The sequence below is a fragment of the Curtobacterium sp. VKM Ac-2884 genome (genome assembly GCF_015350945.1).
GTDB lineage: Bacteria > Actinomycetota > Actinomycetes > Actinomycetales > Microbacteriaceae > Curtobacterium.
Map to the genome: position 1 here is coordinate 141737 of NZ_JADKSA010000001.1, position 22569 is coordinate 164305.

The 22569-nt window shown below is 70.3% G+C and carries 23 protein-coding genes and 1 pseudogene; 15 read left to right on the plus strand and 9 right to left on the minus strand.

The annotated features are described in order from the left end of the window. The first annotated feature begins 38 nt into the window (after window positions 1–38). Genes sdhC through ITJ60_RS00635 form a run of 5 tightly spaced genes read left to right on the plus strand, consistent with a single transcriptional unit; the run spans window position 39 to window position 4273 of the window. Window positions 39–503, plus strand: a complete 465-nt coding sequence (sdhC, locus tag ITJ60_RS00615) for a succinate dehydrogenase, cytochrome b556 subunit (protein WP_111086627.1) — start codon at window positions 39–41, stop codon at window positions 501–503. Window positions 504–514: 11 nt separating this feature from the next. Beyond that, the gene (sdhD, locus tag ITJ60_RS00620) at window positions 515–961 is read left to right on the plus strand and encodes a succinate dehydrogenase, hydrophobic membrane anchor protein (protein WP_194646346.1); all 447 of its coding nucleotides are present in this window, start codon (window positions 515–517) and stop codon (window positions 959–961) included. A gap of 49 nt (window positions 962–1010) precedes the next feature. Then, on the plus strand, window positions 1011–2804 hold the full coding sequence (sdhA, locus tag ITJ60_RS00625) for a succinate dehydrogenase flavoprotein subunit (protein WP_123338916.1): 1794 nt from the start codon (window positions 1011–1013) through the stop codon (window positions 2802–2804). A 1-nt stretch (window position 2805) separates the two neighbouring features. Continuing rightward, on the plus strand, window positions 2806–3576 hold the full coding sequence (locus ITJ60_RS00630; RefSeq protein WP_123292177.1) for a succinate dehydrogenase iron-sulfur subunit: 771 nt from the start codon (window positions 2806–2808) through the stop codon (window positions 3574–3576). A gap of 52 nt (window positions 3577–3628) precedes the next feature. Next, complete coding sequence (locus ITJ60_RS00635; protein ID WP_111086631.1) at window positions 3629–4273, plus strand: TNT domain-containing protein; 645 nt, start codon at window positions 3629–3631, stop codon at window positions 4271–4273. Between the two features lie 70 nt (window positions 4274–4343). On the opposite strand, the gene ITJ60_RS00640 is transcribed toward ITJ60_RS00635, so the two are convergent. The 5 genes from ITJ60_RS00640 to ITJ60_RS00660 form a co-directional block, all read right to left on the minus strand. Further along, entirely contained in the window at window positions 4344–5075 is a 732-nt protein-coding gene (locus ITJ60_RS00640; RefSeq protein ID WP_194646347.1) for a DUF805 domain-containing protein, read from the minus strand. Further along, the gene (locus tag ITJ60_RS00645) at window positions 5072–5650 is read right to left on the minus strand and encodes a DUF805 domain-containing protein (RefSeq protein ID WP_123292176.1); all 579 of its coding nucleotides are present in this window, start codon (window positions 5648–5650) and stop codon (window positions 5072–5074) included. The genes ITJ60_RS00640 and ITJ60_RS00645 overlap by 4 nt, the downstream gene beginning before the upstream one ends. 70 nt (window positions 5651–5720) lie before the next feature. Next, window positions 5721–6245, minus strand: coding sequence for a DUF805 domain-containing protein (locus tag ITJ60_RS00650; RefSeq protein WP_194646348.1), 525 nt, complete (start codon window positions 6243–6245; stop codon window positions 5721–5723). A 120-nt stretch (window positions 6246–6365) separates the two neighbouring features. Then, on the minus strand, window positions 6366–7298 hold the full coding sequence (locus ITJ60_RS00655) for an NADP-dependent oxidoreductase (protein ID WP_194646349.1): 933 nt from the start codon (window positions 7296–7298) through the stop codon (window positions 6366–6368). Between the two features lie 10 nt (window positions 7299–7308). Beyond that, window positions 7309–8568 carry an ice-binding family protein gene (locus tag ITJ60_RS00660; protein WP_194646350.1) on the minus strand — a complete coding sequence of 420 codons (1260 nt, stop codon included), beginning with the start codon at window positions 8566–8568 and terminating at the stop codon, window positions 7309–7311. Window positions 8569–8754: 186 nt separating this feature from the next. Between ITJ60_RS00660 and ITJ60_RS00665 the strand changes: the two genes are divergently transcribed. Further along, window positions 8755–9714: a diacylglycerol/lipid kinase family protein gene (locus ITJ60_RS00665; RefSeq protein WP_194646351.1), complete on the plus strand. Its 960-nt coding sequence runs from the start codon at window positions 8755–8757 to the stop codon at window positions 9712–9714. A 72-nt stretch (window positions 9715–9786) separates the two neighbouring features. Here the strand turns inward: ITJ60_RS00665 and ITJ60_RS00670 are convergent, their stop codons facing one another. From ITJ60_RS00670 to ptsP, 4 genes are all read right to left on the minus strand, one after another. Further along, window positions 9787–10953 (minus strand): mannitol-1-phosphate 5-dehydrogenase, encoded by a 1167-nt coding sequence (locus ITJ60_RS00670; RefSeq protein WP_194646352.1) that lies wholly within the window; start codon window positions 10951–10953, stop codon window positions 9787–9789. After that, window positions 10950–11387, minus strand: a complete 438-nt coding sequence (locus tag ITJ60_RS18720) for a PTS sugar transporter subunit IIA (protein ID WP_228509667.1) — start codon at window positions 11385–11387, stop codon at window positions 10950–10952. The genes ITJ60_RS00670 and ITJ60_RS18720 overlap by 4 nt, the downstream gene beginning before the upstream one ends. 90 nt (window positions 11388–11477) lie before the next feature. Further along, entirely contained in the window at window positions 11478–13016 is a 1539-nt protein-coding gene (locus ITJ60_RS00675) for a PTS mannitol transporter subunit IICB (RefSeq protein WP_185047005.1), read from the minus strand. Between the two features lie 65 nt (window positions 13017–13081). Continuing rightward, entirely contained in the window at window positions 13082–14737 is a 1656-nt protein-coding gene (gene ptsP / locus ITJ60_RS00680) for a phosphoenolpyruvate--protein phosphotransferase (RefSeq protein ID WP_194646353.1), read from the minus strand. Window positions 14738–14989: 252 nt separating this feature from the next. Between ptsP and ITJ60_RS00685 the strand changes: the two genes are divergently transcribed. The 9 genes and pseudogenes from ITJ60_RS00685 to ITJ60_RS00725 all read left to right on the plus strand — a co-directional run bounded on the left by ITJ60_RS00685 (window position 14990) and on the right by ITJ60_RS00725 (window position 22569). After that, on the plus strand, window positions 14990–15760 hold the full coding sequence (locus ITJ60_RS00685) for a DeoR/GlpR family DNA-binding transcription regulator (RefSeq protein ID WP_111086639.1): 771 nt from the start codon (window positions 14990–14992) through the stop codon (window positions 15758–15760). 69 nt (window positions 15761–15829) lie between these two features. Continuing rightward, window positions 15830–16102 carry an HPr family phosphocarrier protein gene (locus ITJ60_RS00690; protein WP_111086640.1) on the plus strand — a complete coding sequence of 91 codons (273 nt, stop codon included), beginning with the start codon at window positions 15830–15832 and terminating at the stop codon, window positions 16100–16102. Window positions 16103–16269: 167 nt separating this feature from the next. Further along, a complete protein-coding gene (locus ITJ60_RS00695) occupies window positions 16270–17112 on the plus strand; it encodes an exodeoxyribonuclease III (RefSeq protein WP_194646354.1) in 843 nt (280 codons plus the stop codon). Between the two features lie 42 nt (window positions 17113–17154). Then, window positions 17155–18165: a tryptophan--tRNA ligase gene (gene trpS / locus ITJ60_RS00700; RefSeq protein WP_111084195.1), complete on the plus strand. Its 1011-nt coding sequence runs from the start codon at window positions 17155–17157 to the stop codon at window positions 18163–18165. Window positions 18166–18167: 2 nt separating this feature from the next. After that, entirely contained in the window at window positions 18168–18725 is a 558-nt protein-coding gene (locus tag ITJ60_RS00705; RefSeq protein WP_194646355.1) for a GNAT family N-acetyltransferase, read from the plus strand. Window positions 18726–18845: 120 nt separating this feature from the next. Then, window positions 18846–19970 carry a bifunctional diaminohydroxyphosphoribosylaminopyrimidine deaminase/5-amino-6-(5-phosphoribosylamino)uracil reductase RibD gene (gene ribD / locus ITJ60_RS00710; protein WP_228509727.1) on the plus strand — a complete coding sequence of 375 codons (1125 nt, stop codon included), beginning with the start codon at window positions 18846–18848 and terminating at the stop codon, window positions 19968–19970. 29 nt (window positions 19971–19999) lie between these two features. Then, a pseudogene (gene ribA / locus ITJ60_RS00715) lies at window positions 20000–20641 on the plus strand (GTP cyclohydrolase II); the annotation flags it as partial. 188 nt (window positions 20642–20829) lie between these two features. Continuing rightward, the gene (locus ITJ60_RS00720) at window positions 20830–22209 is read left to right on the plus strand and encodes an MFS transporter (RefSeq protein ID WP_131881370.1); all 1380 of its coding nucleotides are present in this window, start codon (window positions 20830–20832) and stop codon (window positions 22207–22209) included. 144 nt (window positions 22210–22353) lie between these two features. Next, entirely contained in the window at window positions 22354–22569 is a 216-nt protein-coding gene (locus ITJ60_RS00725) for a helix-turn-helix domain-containing protein (protein WP_123292166.1), read from the plus strand.

Below are 22569 nucleotides of genomic sequence, written 5' to 3' on the forward strand. Positions count from 1 at the left end.
GCCGATCGGGCGAGCCCGTCCTATGGAAGGACGAGCTCATGGCTGAGCCCACCGGCGGCGGTACGGCGACCGCCGTCCCCGACGTACGTATCGATGGAAAGCGTATCGATGCTCCACGGGCTTCTCGGAAGCTCGAGGGCACGCTGTACCGCGGATCGACCGGCATGTGGTCGTGGGTCCTGCACCGGATCACCGGTGTCGCGATCTACTTCTTCCTGCTCGTGCACATCCTCGACACGGCACTCGTGCGCCTCTCCCCCGAGGCGTACAACGCGGTCATCGGCACGTACAAGACCCCGATCATGAACCTCGGCGAGATCGCCCTGGTGATGGCCATCGTGTTCCACGCGTTCAACGGGCTCCGGATCATCCTCGTCGACTTCTGGTCCAAGGGGCCGAAGTACCAGCGGGCCATGTTCTGGGTCGTCATCGTCCTGTGGGCGATCGCGATCGCGGGCTTCCTGCCCCGCCAGCTCATGAACCTCTTCGCGGACTTCAACTAGAGGGGCACCTGATGACCACGCAGATCGTCGAACCCCCCCGTTCCGCCTCGGCCGCCCGCCGCTCCACCAACTGGGAGAAGTGGGGCTGGATCTACATGCGCGGCTCGGGCGTCCTGCTCGTCGTGCTGATCTTCGGCCACCTCTTCGTCAACATGGTGGCGGGCGAGGGTGTCAAGCAGATCGACTTCGCCTTCGTCGCCGGCAAGTGGGCCAACCCGTTCTGGCAGGTGTGGGACTCCCTCATGCTCGTCCTGGCGCTGATCCACGGCTCGAACGGCATGCGCACGATCGTCAACGACTACGTGTCGAAGCCGGGGGTCCGGAAGACGCTCCTCGCCGCGATCCTCATCGCGTGCGTCGTGCTGATCGTCCTCGGCCTGCTCGTCTGCTGGACGTTCGACCCGTGCCCCGCCGGCGCAGCCGCCGCGGACCTGCCCTCCTTCTGCCCGGCGCAGTAGCACCATCCCCGCTGCCGACCGCCTTCCCACCGTCTACGGAAAGACCCCTGTGACCGAGACCACCGTGCACCACCACCAGTTCGACATCGTCATCATCGGCGCAGGAGGCGCGGGCATGCGTGCCGCGATCGAGGCCGGCCCGAAGGCGAAGACGGCCGTCATCTCGAAGCTCTACCCGACCCGCTCGCACACCGGTGCGGCGCAGGGCGGGATGGCCGCGGCCCTCGCGAACGTCGAAGAGGACTCGTGGGAGTGGCACACCTTCGACACGATCAAGGGCGGCGACTACCTGGTCGACCAGGACGCCGCCGAGATCCTGGCGAAGGAAGCCATCGACGCCGTCATCGACCTCGAGAACATGGGCCTGCCGTTCAACCGCACACCCGAGGGCAAGATCGACCAGCGTCGCTTCGGCGGCCACACCCGCGACCACGGCAAGGCACCGGTCCGCCGGGCCTGCTACGCGGCCGACCGCACCGGCCACATGATCCTGCAGACGCTGTTCCAGAACTGCGTCAAGCTCGGCGTCGAGTTCTACAACGAGTTCTACGCGCTCGACCTCATCATGGTCGACGTCGTGGGCGAGGACGGCGTCACGCGCAAGCAGCCGGCCGGCGTCGTCGCGTTCGAGCTCGCCACGGGTGAGCTGCACGTGTTCCACGCCAAGGCGATGATCTTCGCGACCGGCGGCTTCGGCAAGATGTACAAGACGACCTCGAACGCGCACACCCTGACCGGCGACGGCGTCGGCATCGTGTGGCGCACGGGCCTGCCGCTCGAGGACATGGAGTTCTTCCAGTTCCACCCGACCGGCCTCGCCGGCCTCGGCATCCTGCTGACCGAGGGTGCTCGTGGCGAGGGTGCGATCCTGCGCAACGCCTCCGGTGAACGCTTCATGGAGCGCTACGCCCCCACCATCAAGGACCTCGCCCCACGCGACATCGTCGCCCGGTGCATGGTGCAAGAGGTGGCAGAGGGCCGCGGTGCCGGCCCGAACAAGGACTACGTCCTGCTCGACTGCACGCACCTCGGTGCCGAGGTCCTCGAGACCAAGCTCCCGGACATCACGGAGTTCGCCCGCACCTACCTCGGCGTCGACCCCGTCGTCGAGCCGGTGCCGGTGATGCCGACCGCGCACTACGCGATGGGCGGCATCCCGACGAACACCGACGCGCAGGTGCTCTACGACAACACCACCGTCGTCCCCGGCCTCTACGCCGCCGGCGAGTGCGCGTGCGTCTCGGTGCACGGCTCGAACCGTCTCGGCACGAACTCGCTGCTCGACATCAACGTCTTCGGCAAGCGCTCGGGCAACAACGCCGCCGAGTGGGTCAAGACCGCCGAGTTCCTCCCGCTGCCCGAAGACCCAGCTGCCGGCGTCCGGGCGATGCTCGACCAGCTGCGCGCCTCGACCGGCACCGAGCGCATCGCCGTCCTGCGCAAGGAGCTGCAGGACGAGATGGACAAGAACGCCCAGGTGTTCCGCACCGACGAGTCCCTCGCCCGCGTCACCGAGACCATCCACACGCTCCGGAACCGCTTCATGCAGGTCTCCGTGCAGGACAAGGGCAAGCGGTTCAACACCGACCTGCTCGAGGCCGTCGAGCTCGGGTTCCTGCTCGATCTGGCCGAGGTGGTCGTCTACTCGGCCCGCAACCGCAAGGAGAGCCGCGGCGGCCACATGCGCGACGACTACCCGAAGCGCGACGACGAGAACTACATGCAGCACACGATGGCGTACCTGACGGGCGACCCGCACTCGTCGCTCGCCGACGACCACATCACGCTGGACTGGAAGCCGGTCGTCGTGACCCGGTACCAGCCGATGGAGAGGAAGTACTGAGATGACCGACACCCTGGTCTCCGACGCACCCCGGACCGACACCACCGACGCGCCTCCCGGGTCCTTCTCCGTCACGCTCATCATCCGGCGCTTCGACCCGGACGTCGACGACGAGCCGCGCTGGCAGGACTTCGACGTCATGATGCTGCCGACCGACCGCATCCTCGACGCCCTGCACAAGATCAAGTGGGACCAGGACGGCTCCCTGACGTTCCGCCGCTCCTGCGCCCACGGCGTCTGTGGCTCGGACGCGATGCGCATCAACGGGCGGAACCGGCTGGCGTGCAAGACCCTGATCAAGGACCTCGACGTCTCGAAGCCGATCTACGTCGAGGCGATCAAGGGCCTGCCGCTCGAGAAGGACCTCGTCGTCGACATGGAGCCCTTCTTCAAGTCCTTCCGCGAGGTCCAGCCGTTCCTGCAGCCGAAGACGGCGCCCACCCCGGGCAAGGAGCGCATCCAGTCGGTGGCCGACCGCGCACGCTTCGACGACACCACGAAGTGCATCCTCTGCGCCGCGTGCACCTCGTCGTGCCCGGTGTTCTGGACCGACGGGCAGTACTTCGGCCCGGCCGCGATCGTGAACGCGCACCGCTTCATCTTCGACTCGCGTGACGATGCCGCCGAGGTCCGCCTCGACATCCTCAACGACAAGGAAGGGGTCTGGCGCTGCCGCACCACCTTCAACTGCACCGACGCCTGCCCCCGTGGCATCCAGGTGACGAAGGCGATCTCCGAGGTCAAGCAGGCCGTCATGCGGGGTCGCGCCTGACACTCGGGGGCGTCCAAGACTCGACATCGACTCCACCGATAGGCTCCGCTCCATGACGTTCGCGGCCACCCGCCCCATCCTCGACCAGCTCGGCTACACGATCCGCTACGTGCAGCTCCCCGGAGAGACCCTGCACGAGCCGCCGGTCGAGGGCGCGCTCCGCGTGGTCCCGGCCGAGGCGTCCGACGAGTTCGCGCTCGAGGTCGTCGACTACGGCACGGCCCGTCGCCTCGCCACCGCGCGCGGCGAGGAGGACGCGGTCGAGATGCTCCGTCGGTTCCTGAACCGCCCGTTCCCGGCTCCGCGCGACATCGCCCGGCACGAGCTCGACGGGCTCCGTGACCGTGCGGCGTCGACGTACCCGCAGCTGGCGCAGCAGGTGTCGCAGGCCGGCGAACAGGGGCTGACCATCCAGATCCCCGCGGGCGTCCCCGTCGACCGCATCGGTGGTCCGGACGGTTACCTGCTGCACCCCCTCGACACCCCGCTGCCGAGCCGGTCGCTGCCGCCGCACGTCGCCGGCGTCCCGGAGACCCACCGCTACCTGGTCGAGCGCCCGTTCATGGTGAACGTCCGCTTCGTGCAGCCGTGGTTCGAGCAGCCGGGCGGGGCGCTCCGCTTCCAGATCGCCGATCCCACGGTCACCGTCCGCGACCTCGTCGTCGACGGTGCACTGGCTCGACTCCGCGTGGTCTGACTCCGCGCACGACGCAGATCGGCCCGCACCGCGCGTTCGCGCAGTGCGGGCCGATTGCCGTTGTGTGGTGCTACGCCTGGTCGGGACGGTCGTACTGCGCACCGGCCGGGTTCGGCGGCAGGCAGCCGAACACGATCGCGGCGATGCTCACGAACAAGCCGATGATCCAGAGCGCACCGGGCAGGTTCGCGTCGTGGACGCGGCGCCAACCGAGTGCGAGGTTCGGCACGAGCGTCGCGAGCCACCACAGCCCGTAGAGCGCGAGCAGGACGAACGCGAACGGCGACGGCGCCGACGAGCCGACCGTGTTGCCGTACTCGTCGACCTGGGTGTTCGCGGCGATGGACGAGAACAGGATCGCGTAGAACCCGCCGAACAGCACGACGGTGACGATCGCGTTCGCCAGGACCCAGTACCAGTACTCACTGCGGCTGGCGCGCCCGTCGAACCGGGCGTACTTCTTGAAGAACCGGGTGAAGGCGTCGAGGAACCCGGCACCGTAGAAGGGTGCCCACAGCGGCGGAGCTCCGTCGGGCCCGACCGGGATCGGCGGGCCGGCCTGCGGGTACGGGTCGGCGTACTGCTGGCCGTACCCGGGCTGCTGCCCGTACTGACCGGGCTGCTGCCCGTAGGGACCGGGCTGCTGACCGTACCCGGGCTGCTGGCCGTACTGGCCGTACTGGGCAGGCTGCTGGCCGTACCCGGGCTGCTGCCCGTACCCCGGCTGCTGCTGCCCGGGGTCGGCCTGCCCCGACGGCTGGTCGCCGCCGGGCTGACCCCACTGCGGTGTGTCGTTGCTCATCGAGCGCCGGTCGGTCGGTCGTAGCGCTCGCCCTGCGGGTTCGAGGGCAGCAGGCCGAACACGATGCCGACGATGCCGACGAAGATCGCGATGATCCACAGGGCACCGGGCAGGTTCGCGTCGTGCAGGCGTCGCCAGCCGAGGGCGAGCGTCGGGATGATGATCGCGAGGCCCCAGAGTCCGAGCAGGATGCCGGCGATCACGAAGAGCGCTGACGGGCTGGTGACGGTCGACTGGACGCTCGCCGAGGTCGCGGTGGACATCGACACCGTCGAGCGCTCCGACGTGGCGAAGCCGATGCCGTACAGGATGCCGAGGACGATGCCGACGATCGCGTTCGCCAGGTACCACCACCAGAACTCGCTGCGGCTCGCGCGGCCACTGAAGGTCGCGTACTTCTTGAAGAAGCGTCCGACGGCCTTGCCGAAGGAGATCCCGTACCAGGGGGCCCAGATGGGCGGCTCGCCGTTCGGGCCGGTCGCCGGCTGCTGGCCGTACTGCGGCGTTCCGTTGTACGGGTTCGGCTGGCCGCCCGGCTGCTGGCCGGACGGGTTCTGCGGGTACTGGTCACTCACGGTGTCCCCCTCGATCGTTGGCTGGTAGTCGGGTCCGAGTCAACCAGAACCGTCGCGGGGCCGCCGCTCGCTACCCGCGGTGGGGTTCGTCGTACCGCTGCCCCTGCGGGTTCGAGCCCATCAGACCGACGATCAGGGAGAACAGGACGCCGAGTGGCGGGATGATGAAGAGGAAGGCGAAGTACCCGCTCAGGTTCACGTCGTGCAGTCGTCGCACCGTCAGCGCGATGAAGCCGAGGGCGCAGGCCAAGGCCCACAACCCACTCAACCCGTTCGACGCATCGTCGAAGAACGGCAGCACGTTGAAGAACCCACCGACGATGCCGGTGGCCGCCGAGCCGATGACGTACCAGAGTGCCCAGAACCAGAACTCCGACTGGCTCGCGCGGCCGTCGAACCGGACGTACTTCTTCCAGAACCGCGGGAACGCCTGCACGAACGGGATCCCGTACCAGGGTGCCCACAGCGGGGGCTGGCGCTGACCGGTCGGCTGCTGGCCGTACGGTCCGGGCTGCTGGCCGTACGGTCCGGGCTGCTGCCCGTACGGTCCGGGCTGCTGGCCGTACGGGTCCTGCGGCGGGTACTGGTCACTCACTGGTTCGTTCCTTCCGGGGGCCGACTGCGATCACCGACGAGTCTGGCAGCGACACCGACCGGACGCGTCCCCCCAGCGGAGGACAGCACAGCGACAGCACAGCGACAGCGCTCGACCGGCTCAGGGCACCAGCGCGAGCTTGCCGCCGGGGTGCCCGGACTCCAGCAACTCCGCGGCCGCCTTCGCCTCGGCGAGCGGGAAGGTCCGCGCGACCGGGACCTCGAGCTGGCCGGCCCCGGCCAGGTCGATCAGTCGCTGCCGCACCGAGTCGCGGAACGCCTTGCTCGCTGGCTGCGCCCCACCGACGGCCGCGAACCCGGCCTCGGCGGCGCGCGCCGGTGCCGCGATCGTGACGATCCGGTCGCGGTCCGCGACCACCGCGAGCGAGACGTCGACGGCCTCGTCGGTGCCCACGCAGTCCAGTGCCACGTCGATGCCGGAGGGTGCGAGCGACCGGACCCGTGCCTCCAGGCCCTCGCCGTACGCGACCCACTCGCCGCCGAAGCGTCGCACGACGGCCGCACCCCGCTCGGAGGCGGTGCCGACGACGCGTGCGCCGAGCAGGCGGAGCTGCTGCAGCAGGCTGACGCCGACTGCGCCGGAGGCGCCGTGCACCAGCACGGTGTCGCGCCCCGCGGCACGGGTGACGCGCAGCATGTCAGCGGCGGTGGTGCCCGCGAGCAGCAGGTTCGCCGCCTCGGGGAAGTCGAGCCCGACGGGCTTCGCGAAGACGTCCGCTGCCGGGACGGTGAGGGACGACGTCCAGCCGCCGGCGACCCGGAACGCCAGGACCTCGTCGCCGACCGCTCCCCCGCCGGACGCGATGGTGGTGTCCGGTCCGAGGGCGGTGAGCACGCCGGCGACCTCGTAGCCGACGAGCACTGGCAGGTCGGACGGGTCGCCCTGCCGCGTGTGCTTCGTGTCGGCGGGGTTCATGCCGGCGGCCCGGACCGCGATGGTGACCTCGCCGGGTCCGGGTGCGGCGACCTCGGTGTCCACGAACTCGAGGACCTCGCTGCCGCCGAACCGTGGAGCCACCCAGTGCTTCGTCATGCGCTCGACGTTACGCCCCGAGCCGCCGACGCCGTGCGCGGAGCGTCCGAGCACGGAGCACCATCACGGCGATCCCGCCGAGCAGCATCGCGCCCGCCGCGGCGAGCGGGATCGTCGGGTCGCTGCCGGTGAAGGCCAGTTCCGTCGTGCCGCCGCCGGTGGCGCCGCCACCGACAACCGGGACCGCCGGAGCTGTCGACGTGGGTGCGGTGGGTGCGGGAGCCGACGCGGTCGGCGTCGCCGTGGGTGCCGGTGCGCGGACGGTCACGACGTAGGTCTCGGTGTCCGGCGGTGCCGTGCCGTTGTCGACCGTGATCGTCACCGTCGTGGTGCCCGGCGTGGTGGGCGTCCCGGAGATGACACCCGTGTCCGGGTTGATCGTGAGGCCCGGGGGCAGGGTCCCGCCGTCGGAGTACGTGGGTGCCGGGTTGCCCGTCGCGGTGACTGGGAACGAGTACGGCGTGCCCGCGGTGGCGTCGGTCGGCGTGCCCGAGGTGATCGTCGGTGCGACGCTCTCGGACGGCGTGCCGGCAGCCGGGCAGTTGGTCGGACGGGTGATGGTGTTGTCGTCGAGCGTCACCGCCGCGTTCCGGGCGAGCAGTCGGCCCACGACCGTCGCACCCGTCGTCGCCGTCACGGACTGGTCCGCGAGGACGGTGCCCTGGAACTGGGCCGCGCTGCCGATGGTCGCGGAACTGCCGACCTGCCAGAACACGTTGCACGAACTGGCGCCACCGGTGATGACGATCCTCGTGCCGGACCCGATCGTCAGGGTCGACGCGGCCTGGAACACCCAGACCGAGTCTGCGCTGCCGGCCAGGGTCAGCTGGCCGGTGTTCGCGAGCTGCAGCGTGTCGCCGTTGTAGACGCCCGGGCTGAGGCTGAGCCCGTTGAGCTCCTGGAGCCCGGTCCGTGTCGGCGTCAGCGAAGCGGCCACGTTGTACGCGGTCGTGGTGTCCGACTGGGCCTGCGCGGCCGCGGCGTCGGTCTGGTGCACGGTACCGTTCACGGTCCCGTTGCCGGTGCCGCCGAAGCCGGTGATCGAGGTACCGGGCGAGACCCCGAGGTCACCGTTGACCACGGTCGGCCCGGTGTTCGTCACGGTCTGGGCACCGAGGACGCCGTAGCTCGCCGCGGTCCCGAGACCGACGGGGCCGTCGATGATGGTGGCGGCCGACGCGGCCGAGGAGGCGCCGAGCGCGAGTACCGCGGTCAACCCGATCCCGGTACTGACGACGACGATGGAACGGAAGATGGGCGATCTGGCCACGGAGGCCCCTGCCTGAGATGGCGAAGAGCCGATCGGACGTCGGAGACACCCGGCGTTCACCGTGTCCCGAGTGTGTTCTGATCACATGCGTTCTGCGCTCCGGACTCCCAGGTTCGCCCGGATCAGCCGATGGTGGACAGGATCAGTGCGTTCCGGAGCCGGATCCCGGTTCGGTATCGTCCTTCCATGCCGCGCGCCGCGATCGTCGTCAACCCGTCCAAGGTCGACCTGCGGGTGCTCCGCAACACCGTCGCGGCCGAGGCGGGCCGGAACGGCTGGGATCCCACGACCTGGTTCGAGACCGCGGCGTCCGACGACGGCCGTGCCGCTGCGGTCGATGCGCTCGCCACCGCGCCGGACGTCGTCCTGGTCGTCGGTGGCGACGGCACACTGCGCGTCGCAGCCGAGGTGCTGCACGGCTCCGGCGTGCCCCTCGCCGTGCTCCCCGTCGGCACCGGGAACCTGTACGCCCGGAACCTCCGCATCCCGCTGAACGACGTCGCCGGCTCGGTCCGAGCCGCCTTCAGCGGGACCGATCGGCCGGTCGACCTCGCCTTCGCCGAGCTCACCGACCCGCAGGGCACGACGACGCGCCACGCCTTCTTGGTGATGGCAGGTATCGGCCTCGACGCGAACATGGCGGCCAACACCAACGCGCGGCTCAAGAAGCGGTTCGGCTGGCTCGCGTACTCCGACCCGATCATGCGGTCCGTGATCGGCAACCGGCAGATCGACCTGCGGTACCGACTCGACGACGGTGACACCCGGACGATGCGGGCGCACACCGTCATCGTCGGCAACTGCGGCACCCTGACCGCCGGCGTCCTGCTGCTGCCCGCCGCGAAGCCGGACGACGGGGTGCTCGACGCGGTCGCATTCCGCCCCGGTCGGACGGTCGGCTGGGCCGGCGTCGGCTACGGCCTGTCGCTGAACCGCTTCTTCCACCGGACCGGGTTCGGCCGGTTCCTGTCGTGGCTCATCCCGGCCACCCGGACGCTGCGGTACACGAGCGCACGGGTCCTCGACCTCGTGCTGGACCAGCCCGAGCAGGTCCAGCTCGACGGCGACCCGTTCGGCACCGTGGTGGCGGTGCGGCTGACGGTGGACCACGGCGGACTCACCATCCGGGCGGGGCGGTCGCGGTGACCACGTGAAGACGGGAGGCCCGGTGCCAGCTGGCACCGGGCCTCCCGTCATCACTGAGCCACGTCGAGAGCGTCAGCCGCGCGCGACACGCACCCGGTCCGCGAACGCTGCGTGCAGCGGGTGCTCCGCGGCGAGGCCGGTGATCTGCGTCACCACGTCGGCATCGGACGCGTCCGAGGCCAGGAGCGCCTGCAGCTCGACGCTCTGCTCGTCGTCGGCGACGTCGAAGCGGAGCGCCGCGCCCATCGCGTCGAGCAGCGCGGTCGGCTCGGTGCCGTCCTCGGCCAGCGCCGCGGCGGGCGAGACGAAGCGCTCGTCGCGCGACAGCTTGCGGAGCGGCTGCCGGCCGACGCGTGTCACCGTGTCGGGCAGGTGCGGGTTCTCGAACCGGGTGATGATCGCCTGGACGTAGGCGCGGTGCACCTCGGGGTCGAGTTCGTGGCGGCGGACGAGCAGGTCGCTCGTCTCGGCCAGGACGGACTCGAGCTCGGAGCGCACGGCGGGGATCGCGATGGCGTCGGAGATCTTGTCGGCCCCGGCGACGAAGCCGTGGTACGCGACGGTGGCGTGCCCGGTGTTCACCGTGAAGAGCTTCCGCTCGATCGAGGCAGCGAGGCCGTCGACGTAGTGCGCGCCGGGGATCGCCGGCTCGTCGCCGCCGAACGGCGTGCGGTCGATGGCCCACTCGAAGTAGGTCTCGACGGTGACGTCGAGGCCGGCGCCCTCGGGCTGGGCCGGCACGATGCGGTCGACGGCGGTGTTCGCGAAGACGGCCTTCGCGAGCGCCGCGTCACGGCCCTCGGCCGGGAGCGCGTCGACGATGAACTCGCGCAGACGGTCCGTGGCGTTCAGCGCGTTCTCGCACGCCATCACGGCGATGGGCGCGGCGTCCGCGTCGCGCTGCTGGAGCGCCCGCGCGATGACGGGGGCGATGAACTTCAGGACGTTCGGACCCACGGCGCACGTCACGATCGCGGCAGCGGCGATCTCGGCGACGACGCCGTCCTCGTCCTGCGCGCTGTTCAGGGCGCGGAAGTTCGTGACCTCGTGGTCCTGCGCTCCGGTACCGACCTCGTGCACGGTGTACGAGTCGGCGGCGGCAAGGGCGTCGATGAGCGGCGCGGCGACGTCGGCGAAGACGACCTCGTAGCCCGCTTCGTGCAGGAGCAGGCCGACGAAGCCGCGGCCGATGTTGCCGGCACCGAAGTGGACGGCGGTGCCCCGGTCGGTGGTGCTCACTCGTTGACCTCGCCGAGGATCGACAGGATCGCGCTGGTGTCGGCCGCGTCGGTGAGCTTCTGGACCTCGTCCTCGTCGGAGAACACGATCGCGATCTTGGACAGGATGTCGAGGTGCTCGTTGTTCACGCCGGCGATGCCGACGACGAAGCGCACGGGGTTGCCGTCCCAGTCGATCGGGCTGGCGTAGCGGATGAACGACAGCGCGGACGACTTGATGGCGTCCTTCGCGTCGTTCGTGCCGTGCGGGATGGCGAGGAAGTTGCCCATGTACGTGGACACGCTCTTCTCACGCTCGAGCATCGCCGGGTAGTAGTCAGCGGTGACCGCGCCCGCAGCTTCGAGGATCTCGGCCGCCTCCTTCATCGCCTCCGACTTGGTCGGCGCGGTGTCCTCGGCGTGGATCCGGATCTGGCTCTCCTGCAGGACGGGCATCGTGGTTCTCCTTGGTGTTCGAGGACGTGACGGAGGGGACGGGGATGTCCCCGTCCCCTCCGATACTGCACTTCGTTACTGGTGGTGGCGTTACTGGTTCTTGAGCTGGTCGACGACCTGGTCGTACTGCGGCGCGTTCATGAAGTTGCCGACCGACACGTGCTGCGCGTTCGGGTTCTTCTGCTTGGCGCGGTCCGTCAGTTCTTCCTGCGTGATGATCAGGTCCTCGTCACCGGACAGGTTCGCGATCGCCTTGTTGGTGACCGTGACCCCTTCGATGCCCGCCTTCTTGATCTTGTTGCGCAGGACACTGGCGCCCATGGCGCTCGACCCCATGCCGGCGTCGCAGGCGAACACGAGGTTCTGGACCTTCGTCGCGGTGGCGGTGGTGCCGGCGGCGGCTGCCTCTTCCGAGTTGGCCGGGGCGGTGCCGCCGAAGAGCCCTGCGGTCGCGGCGTTCGCGTCGCGGCCCTTGGTGGCCTGCATCTTGTCGAACGCTGCGGTCATGTCGCCGCCGCCGTTGGCGAGGTCGCGCTTGCGGCTGGCCAGCAGGAAGAACGACGCGACCGCGAAGGTGACCGCTGCGGACAGGACGACCGACAGGATGACGCCGACGTAGCTGTCCTTCGCCGTCGCCGTCAGCACGGCGAAGATCGATCCGGGCGATGCCGGGGCGACCAGGCCGGAGCCGAACAGGACGTTCGTGCCGACGCCCGTCGCACCACCGAGGATGACGGCGATGAACAGGACCGGCTTCTGCAGCACGTACGGGAAGTAGATCTCGTGGATGCCACCGAAGAACTGGATGAGGATCGCACCGGGAGCGGTCGAGCGGGCGATGCCGACACCGAAGAAGGTGAAGGCGAGCAGGATGCCCAGACCGGGGCCGGGGTTCGCCTCGAGCAGGAACAGGATCGACTTGCCGGAGTCCTGCACCTGCTGGGCGCCGAGCTGGTCGAGCACACCGTGGTTGATGGCGTTGTTCAGGAAGAACACCTTGGCCGGCTCGATGATGACGCTGGCGAGCGGCAGCAGCGAGTGCTGGACGAGGAAGTTCACCGCGTCGCCGAGGCCCTCGGCGATGAGCTTGAACAGCGGCGCGAGCCAGAAGAACCCGACCATCGCCAGCCCGAAGCCGAGGATGCCGGCCGCGTAGTTGTTGACGAGCATCTCGAAGCCCGGCTTGATCTTGCCGTCCCAGATCTTGTCGATCTGCTTGATGAGGTACGCGCCGAGCGGCCCGCAGATCATCGCGCCGAGGATCATGATCGTGCCGTTGGCACCGAGGATGACACCCATCGCCATGATCGAGCCGACGACGGCGCCGCGGGTCTCGTAGATCATCCGGCCGCCCTGGAAGGCGATCGCGAGCGGGATCAGGTACGTCAGGATCGGGCCGACGAGACCGATGTTGGCCACACCGTCCGTCTCACCGAACCCGCCGAGGATCCCGACGGGGGTCCATCCGGTCTCGATGAAGAAGGCGGTGATCAGGCCCCACGCGATGAAGATCGCGATGTTGGGCATGACCATGCCGGAGAGGAACGTGCCGAACTTCTGAACGGCGACGCGTGCGCCGCCCCGCGACTTCGCGGGTGCGTCGGGCGCTGCAACGGACGACGTTGTCATGTGCGGTGACTTTCTGTGTGGTGGAGCTGCTGCTGGTGCGGACGGGGTGTTGGGGATGGTGCGGCTCAGACGGCGTGCGCGGCCGCCGCGGCGGACTTCGCGGCCGCCGCCGTGGACGCGGCGAGTGCCGCCTGGGCCATCTCGCGGGCCTGCTCGAGCGTGTGCTGACCGAGTTCGGCGCGCACGTCGGCCAGGGCCGCGGGGGTCATGGAGAGGGTGGTGGCGCCGAGGCCGACGAGCACGACGGCGAGGAGCGGGTCGGCTGCGGCCTCACCGCAGATGCCGACGGGCTTGCCCGCGTCGGCACCGGCCGCTCCGAGCTGCGCGACGAGGCGCAGGACGGCGGGGTGCCACGGGTCCTGGTAGGACGCGACGGTGCCGAGCATGCGGTCGGCGGCCATCGTGTACTGGGTCAGGTCGTTCGTGCCGATCGACACGAAGTCCGCGTTCTCGAAGACCTGTTCGGCCATCAGGGCGAGCGACGGCACCTCGGCCATCACGCCGGCGGTGCGGATGCCGAGCTCGCGGGCCAGGGTGACGAAGTACTCGGTCTCCTCGGCGTCGGCGACCATCGGGGCCATGACCCAGAGGTCGGCCTCGGTCGCGGCGTCCGCCTGGGCGAGTGCGACGAGCTGGTCGCGCAGCACCTCGGGGTGGTTGCGCAGCGCACGGAGCCCGCGACGGCCGAGCGCCGGGTTCTCCTCGTCCTTGTCGGTGAGGAACGGCAGCGGCTTGTCGGCACCGGCGTCGAGCGCACGGACGACGACCTTCTTGCCCGGGAAGGCGGCGAGGAGCTGACGGTAGGACTCGGTCTGCTCGTCGACGGTCGGCGCCTTCGGCGAGTCGAGGAAGAGGAACTCGGTGCGGAAGAGCCCCACGCCCTCCGCACCGAGAGCAACGGCGCCCGCGGCGTCGGCGGGGCTGCCGAGGTTCGCGAGCAGGGGCACGACGTGGCCGTCGGCCAGGGCACCGGCGGTGAGCGGTGCAGCGGCCGCGGCGAGCCGGTCGGCGATGCGCTGCTCGACGTCGGCCACCAGGGCCTCGGACGGGTCGGTGACGACGGTGCCGGCGACGGCGTCGACGACGATCGGCTGCCCGTCGGCCAGGTCGTCGGCACCGGTGACGCCGACGATCGCGGTGATGCCCTTGGCGCGGGCGAGGATCGCGGTGTGCGAGGTCGGGCCGCCGTCGCGGGTGACCAGCGCGAGGACCTTGTCGAGGTCCAGCAGTGCGGTGTCGGCCGGAGCGAGGTCACGGGCGACGAGGACGAACGGGGTGTCCGACTCGGGGACACCGGGGGCGTGCACGCCGCGGAGCTTCGCGATGATGCGCTGGGCGACGTCGTCGAGGTCGGCTGCACGCTCCCCCATGTAGCCGCCCATGCCGACGAGCAGGTCGCGGAACTGCGCGAACGCCTCGTACACGGCGCGTTCCGGGTTGGTGCCGCCGTCGATGCGCGTGTGCACGTCGTCGAGGAGGGTCGGGTCCTGCGCCATGAGCGCCTGCGCCTCGAGCACGGCCTGGGCGTCGCCGCCGGCGAGCTGTCCGCGCTTGTTGAGGTCCTCGGCCACCGCGGCCAGTGCGTCGTGCACGGCCTGCTTCGCGTCGTCCGCCGAACCGGTCAGGGCGTCCTTCGACGGTTCGCCGAGCGGGTCCGCCATGCGGAGCACGGGGCCGTGGGCGACGCCACGACCGACGCCGGTGCCGAGCAGTTCGGACATTCGAGACTCCTTCATCTCACACGCGCTTGCGGTGGGGTGTTCGTTCGGTGCGCGCACGGCTGAGACGGGACCTCGCCGGTGCGGCTGAGCAGCACACTACCCCGATCCGCGTTGACAAACAAACACATCCGGGGATAAAAATGCAGAAACAGATGCCCGTTTGCGTCTGGCGGCCAGCCGCTCCGGCTCGGTTCCGTCAGGTTCGTGCCCGGTCATGTCCGTTCCGTTCCGACCAGGAGACGACGAGGTCCGATGTACGCACCAGAACGCCACCAGCGCATCGTCGAGCAGGCGCGCGCGCAGGGGCGGGTCGACGTCAAGGACCTCGCCGAGCTGCTCGAGGTCACTCCCGAGACCATCCGCCGCGACCTGACGAGCCTCGAGCGCCGCGGGTTGGTCCGACGCGCCCACGGCGGCGCGATCCCGGTCGAGCGCATCACGATCCACCCCGGCGTCGGCGACCGCGGCGGCATCAACCAGGCCGAGAAGATGGTCATCGCCGAGGCCGCGCTCGAGGAGCTGCCGGAGAACGGCTCGATCATGATCGACGCCGGCACCTCCACCATCTGCCTCGCCGAGATGCTGCCGACCGACCGCGGACTCACCGTCGTCACGCACTCCCTCCCCGTCGCGATGGCCGTCGCGAACCGCCCGGGCATCGACCTGCACCTGCTCGGCGGCAACATCCGCAGCGACTCCCTGGCCGGCGTCGGAACGTGGACGCACCAGCTCATCGGCATGGTGAGCGTCGACGTCGCCTTCGTGAGCATCAACGGCATCACGCCGGAGCGCGGCCTGACGACCCACAACATGGCCGAGGCCGCGGTGAAGTCGGCGATGATCAAGTCCGCCCGCCGGAGCATCCTGCTCGCCGACCACACCAAGTTCGGCCGTGAGGAGTTCGGCCGCGTCGCACCCCTCGCCGCCATCGACACGATCATCACCGACCCCGCCGTCAACCTCGACCTGGTCCGCGAGGTCGAGGCCGCCGGCACCGAGGTGTTCTGGCCCGGTCGACCCTGACCGCTCGCCCGACCCGCCCATCCGGCGCTCGCTAGCATGAGCGCACCACCCATCGACAGGAGTACATCGATGTCCGAAGCCACCCGCACCGTGACCGTCGCCAGCGCGTCCGGCCTGCACGCGCGCCCCGCGTCCCTCTTCGTCCAGACCGTGACGGCCTCCGGCCACCAGGTCACGATCGCCAAGGGCGACAAGTCCGGCAACGCCGGCAGCATCCTCGCCCTGCTCGGTCTGGGCATCGAGAACGGTGACGAGGTCAGCCTCACCGTGACCGGCGACGACGCCGAGACCACCGCCGACAGCCTGGTCGAGTTCCTGCAGACGGACCACGACGCGGCCTGATCGCGCGGACCCGACGGCCGGCCCGCGCCCCCGAGGTTCCGAAATCTCGTCATCTCGGCGTCCCCCACGTCGGTCTGTGGAACCTCGGCGGACGGCACGCGGCGAGTCGTGGAACCTCGAACCGGTGCGGTCCGGGGCTGTCGGCGCCCGCCGATAAGGTGGTCGGCATGACACGCCTGCGCCTCGCATCCGTCAACGTGAACGGCGTCCGCGCCGCCTTCCGCAAGGGCATGGGCGACTGGCTCGCCACCCGCGACGTCGACGTGCTCGCCCTGCAGGAAGTGCGTGCGTCGAGCGAAGACCTGGCCGGTCTGCTCGGCGACGAGTGGGACATCGTGCACGACCCGGCGACCGCCAAGGGCCGGGCCGGCGTCGCGATCGCCTCGCGACACTCCGCCCAGATCCACCGCGTCGCCCTCGGACCGGACGAGTTCGACTCCGCCGGCCGCTGGCTCGAAGCCGACTACGAGATCGGCGGAACCACGGTCACGGTCGTGTCCACCTACGTGCACTCGGGCGAGGTCGACACCCCCAAGCAGGACGAGAAGTGGAAGTTCCTCGACGCCATGACCGAGCGGCTGCCCGCCCTCCGCGCACACAACCCGCTCGCCGTCGTCGTCGGTGACCTGAACGTCGGGCACGACCAGCGCGACATCAAGAACTGGAAGGGCAACGTCAAGCGAGCGGGCTTCCTGCCGCGCGAGCGTGCCTACTTCTCGCGCTTCTTCGGTACCGACGGCGAACCGGTCGAGGGCGCTGACGGCTCGACGGGCCCGGGGCTCGGCTGGGTGGACGTCGGTCGTGCGCAGGCCGGCGACGTCGAGGGGCCGTACACGTGGTGGTCCTGGCGCGGCCAGGCGTTCGACAACGACACCGGCTGGCGCATCGACTACCAGATGGCCACGCCCGACCTCGCGGCGAAGGTCACGGAGTACACGGTCGACCGCGCCGCGGCGTACGACCAGCGATGGTCCGACCACGCCCCCGTGGTCGTCGACTACGACCTCTGATCCCCACTCCTTGCGCTCCACCTGACCCACAGGGACACCACCATGACCAAGACCCGCATCTTCTCGGGCATCCAGCCGTCCGCCGGCTCGCTGCACCTCGGCAACTACGTCGGGGCGCTCATGCAGTGGCGCGACCTGCAGGACGACTTCGACGCCATCTACTGCGTCGTCGACATGCACGCGATCACCTCGCCGCAGGACCCGGCCGAGCTCCGCGCAAGCACCCGGGCGACGGCCGCGCAGTACATCGCGTCGGGCATCGACCCGACGAAGTCGACGCTGTTCGTGCAGTCACACGTGCCGGCCCACGCCGAGCTCGCCTGGGTGCTCAACACCCTCACCGGGTTCGGTGAGGCGAGCCGGATGACCCAGTTCAAGGACAAGTCGGCGCGGCAGGGGTCCGAGGCCGCGTCGGTCGGGCTCTTCACGTACCCGGTCCTGATGGCCGCCGACATCCTGCTGTACGACACCAAGGTCGTGCCGGTCGGCGACGACCAGCGCCAGCACGTCGAGCTCACCCGCGACCTCGCCGGACGCTTCAACTCGCGGTTCGGCGACACGTTCGTCGTGCCCGAGGCCCGGATCGGCACCGAGACGGCGCGCATCTACGACCTGCAGGACCCGACGAGCAAGATGAGCAAGTCGGCGGCGTCCGACAGCGGCCTGATCCGGCTGCTCGACGACCCGAAGCGCACCGCGAAGAAGATCAAGTCGGCCGTCACCGACGACGAGCGCGAGATCCGCTCCGACCGGCAGGCGAAGCCGGGCGTGACGAACCTGCTCGCGATCCTGTCCGCCTTCAGCCGGACCCCCGTCGCCGAGCTCGAGGCATCGTTCGCGGGCAAGGGCTACGGGGACCTCAAGGGCGCGGTCGCCGACGCCGTCGTCGCCGAGCTCGAGCCGGTGCGCACCCGCACGCTCGAGCTGCTCGACGACCCGGCGGAGCTCGACCGACTGCTCGCCGTCGGCGCAGACCGTGCCGAGTCCATCGCGCAGGAGACCCTGGCGCGCGTGTACGACCGGATCGGGTTCGTCCCGCGCTCGCGCGGCTGACCGTGCTGCCGGTCACGCTGGAGTCCGCCCGGGTCCGACTGGACGTCCCGACCCGGGCGGACACCGCGGCGATCACCGACGCCTGTCAGGACCCGGACATCGTCCGCTGGACGACGATCCCCACGCCGTACCGCGAACAGGACGCACGGACCTTCGTCGACGCCCTGGTCGGACCCGGCTGGGCGTCGGACCGCGAGTACACCTGGGCGATCCGTCGCCGCGGGTCGACCTGGCTCGAGGGGATCATCGGCTACCGCACCGCCGGCCGCGACCTCGGCTTCTGGCTGGCGCCCTCGGCCCGCGGTGCCGGGTTGATGCACGATGCGGTGGAGCTCGTCGTGGGCTGGGCGTTCGAGGGCGGTGCTCCGGACGTCTACTGGGAGTGCTACGAGGGCAACACGGCGTCGGCCGCGGTCGCACGCAGCGCCGGGTTCTCGTTCACCGGCGCCGGGCCTGCACGGATCCCCGGACGCGACGGCGGACCGACGACCGCCTGGACCGCCCTGCGCCGCCCCGACGGCGCGCCCGCATCGGACCTCCCGTGGCCCGACGCTCCGTGACACAGCGCCCCGTGACCCGGTCCCGCATGACGCCGCGTTCCCGACGATGACGCGTCACCGATCCACCGCCGGTAGGCTCGATCCGTGAGCGACACGGCACGACCCACCGAGGTCCGGGCGATGCGCCGCGGGCTCGAACTCGCGGCCCTCGGGCCCGTCGTGGGCGACCACGCACGGGTCGGCGCCGTGATCCTCTCCCCCGCCGGCGACGTCCTCGCCGAGGGGTGGCACAAGGGCGCCGGAACCCCGCACGCCGAGGTCGACGCGATGGCGAAGGTCGATCCGGCACAGCTCCGCGGCGCGACGGCCGTCGTCACCCTCGAGCCCTGCAACCACACCGGCCGCACCGGCCCCTGCGCCGTCGCCCTGATCGAGGCCGGGGTCGCCCGTGTCGTGTACGCGATCGACGATCCGGGCGCGGACGTGCACGGCGGTGCCGACCGACTCCGCGCCGCCGGGGTCGACGTCGTGTCCGGTGTGCTCGCCGACGAGGCCGAGGCGTTCCTCGAACGGTGGCTCCTGTCGGTCCGCCTCGGACGCCCGTGGGTGACCGTGAAGTGGGCCTCGAGCCTGGACGGCCGCGCCGCGGCTGCCGACGGGACGAGCAAGTGGATCACCGGCGCCGCAGCCCGACAGCACGTCCACGAGCAGCGTGCCGCGCACGACGCGATCCTGGTCGGCACCGGCACCGTGCTCGCCGACGACCCGAGCCTGACCGCTCGGGGTGACGCGGGCGAACTCCTCGCCGACCAGCCGCTCGCGGTCGTGCTCGGTGACCGCGCCGTCCCCGACGACGCCGCGGTCCGTCGACACCCCCGTGGGCTCGTGACGCTGCCGGGGCACGACCTCGCCGCGTCGCTCGCCGCCCTGCGTGGGCACGGCGTGCACTCGGTGTTCGTCGAGGGCGGCCCCACCGTCGCGTCCGCGCTCATCGCCGCCGGGCTCGTCGACGAGTACCTCGTGTACGTCGCCCCGATCCTGCTCGGCGGACCCCGGGTCGCCCTCGACGACCTCGGGGTGGGAAGCATGTCCGGGCGTCGGCGGTTGGACGTACTATCGACCACCAGCCTGGGCCCTGACCTGCTGGTCCGAGCCCGACCGCAACGCAGCGTGACAGCGCAGCCGCAGCCAGCGCCACCACAGACAGCGCCACCACAGACAGCGCAGCAGCAGACACCGCAGCAGCACGACGCAGCACCCGGGTTCGGAGACGACGGGCCCACGAACGACCGGAGCACCCCATGACCGACGCGCTGACCTCCTCCACCCCGGGCAGCCCCGTCCAGTTCGAGGTGTCGACGAACGTCCCCACCACCCACGGCACGTTCCAGATGCGCGCCTACCGCGACCTCGTGACCGGCGCCGAGCACGTCGCGATCATCGGCGCGCTGCCCGACGGGTCCGCCCCATCCGACGGCGCCCTGGTCCGCGTGCACTCCGAGTGCCTGACCGGCGAGGCGTTCGGCTCGCTGAAGTGCGAGTGCGGGCCCCAGCTCGACGCCGCGCTCGACACCATCGCTGCCGAGGGCGGAGTGGTGGTCTACCTGCGCGGGCAGGAAGGGCGCGGCATCGGGCTCATCAACAAGCTCAAGGCCTACCGACTGCAGGAGGACGGCCTCGACACGCTCGACGCCAACCTGGCGCTCGGGCTGCCGGCCGACTCCCGTGCGTACGGGGGTGCCGCGGGCATCCTCGCCGAACTCGGGATCACCCGCGTGCGACTGCTCTCGAACAACCCCGAGAAGCGTCGCCAGCTCGAGGAGCACGGCATCACCGTCGAGTCGCTCGTGCCGCTGGTCGTCGGCGTCTCGGCGCAGAACGCCGGGTACCTCGACACCAAGCGCGATCGGATGGGGCACCAGCTGCCCGCACACCTGGAAGCCGGGGCGGGCGCCGGCGCAGGAGCCGCCAGCTGACTCTGGGCTGATTCGCAGGTGGGCGACATCTGTCGTACGATGTTGTCTTCCGTCACAAGCGGTCCCCCACCAACCGAACGCACCCGATCGGTGCCCGCGCCACCCTGCGCGAACCGATCGGTGTCCGCCGTTTCGGGTATCCGTGCTCCCTGCCAGGAGCGCGCACCACGGAAGACCACACGACACCCATGACCGCCGCACCGGCACCAGCAACCCCGACCTCAGCTCCGGCACCAGCAGGCAACCCGCGCTCGCGCGTCGTCATCGCCAGCCTCGTCGGCACCTCGATCGAGTTCTACGACTTCTACGTCTACGCGACGGCCGCGGTCCTCGTCTTCCCGACGCTGTTCTTCCCGAACGAGGACCCCACGGCATCGCAGCTGTCGTCGTTCGTGACGTTCGCCCTCGCCTTCTTCGCGCGGCCGATCGGGTCGATCATCTTCGGGCACTTCGGTGACCGGGTGGGCCGCAAGACCACCCTCGTCGCGTCGCTGCTCGTCATGGGCACCGCGACGTTCCTGATCGGCTGCCTGCCGACCTTCAGCACCATCGGCGTGTGGGCGCCGGTCCTGCTCGCCGTGATGCGCTTCGCCCAGGGCGTCGGCCTCGGCGGCGAGTGGTCCGGTGCGGCACTGCTCGCCACCGAGAACGCCCCCAAGGGCAAGCGCGGCGTCTTCGGTTCGATGCCGCAGCTCGGCGCACCGATCGGCTTCCTGCTCGCGAACGGCCTGTTCATCGCGATCAACGCCGCGATGCCCGCCGGTGCCGACGGCACCCCGAACGCCGACTTCCAGGCGTGGGGCTGGCGCATCCCGTTCCTGCTCTCCTCGGTCCTGGTCATCGTCGGGCTCTACGTGCGCTTCAAGCTCGTCGAGTCGCCGGTGTTCCGCGGCGTGCAGGAGTCCGGCACGGTCGCGAAGATCCCGCTGGGCCGGGTGTTCCGCACCTCGTGGAAGGCGCTCATCGTCGGCACGTTCGGCATGGTCGCGACGTACGTCCTCTTCTACTTCATGACCACGTTCACGCTGTCGTACGGCACCACCGGTGCCGAGGCCGGTCCACTCGTCCCGAAGGTCGGCCTCGGCTACAGCCGCGGTGAGTTCCTGACGCTGCTCATGATCGGCGTCGTGTTCTTCGGCATCTTCACCCCGATCGCCGGCATCCTGGCCGACAAGTTCGGGCGCCGGAAGACCCTCATCCCGACCACGATCGGCATCGCGCTGTTCGGTCTGACGTTCCAGTTCTGGTTCGCGGCGTCGCAGGGTCCGATCACGGTGGTGACGTTCCTGATCGTCGGGCTGTCCCTGATGGGGCTGACCTTCGGGCCGATGGGTGCCCTGCTGCCGGAGCTGTTCCCGACGAACGTCCGGTACACCGGCTCGGCGATCGCGTACAACGTCGCGTCGATCCTCGGTGCCTCGCTCGCACCGACGATCGCCCTGGCGCTGTGGCAGGCCGACGGCAACATCTTCCTGGTCGGGCTGTACCTGACGATCGCCGCCGTGGTGACGCTCGTCGCGCTGCTCTTCGTCCGCGAGACGAAGAGCAAGGACTTCACCGACGCCTGAGACGCGACCACCTGACGGACGGGAGGCCCGGTGCCAGCTGGCACCGGGTCTCCCGTCCGTCCGCCGTCGCGTCCACCGCACGGCGCGACCCTGTCCGTCAACTCAGGTTGACAGTTGTCGGCACGTCAATGTAGGTTGACAGCCATGGACCGACCGACCATCACGAGCCTCGCGGCCGGAGCCTCCGGGGACGACCCGTTCTCCGCCCTCGCCAACGTGCGCGAGCTCCGCCGTGAACTCGACCGGACCGAAGAGCTCGCTGCCCGTGCCGCCCGCAACGCCGGGGCGTCGTGGCAGGAGATCGCGACCCTGCTCGGTGTCAGCCGACAGGCAGTGCACAAGAAGTACGGCAGAAACTAG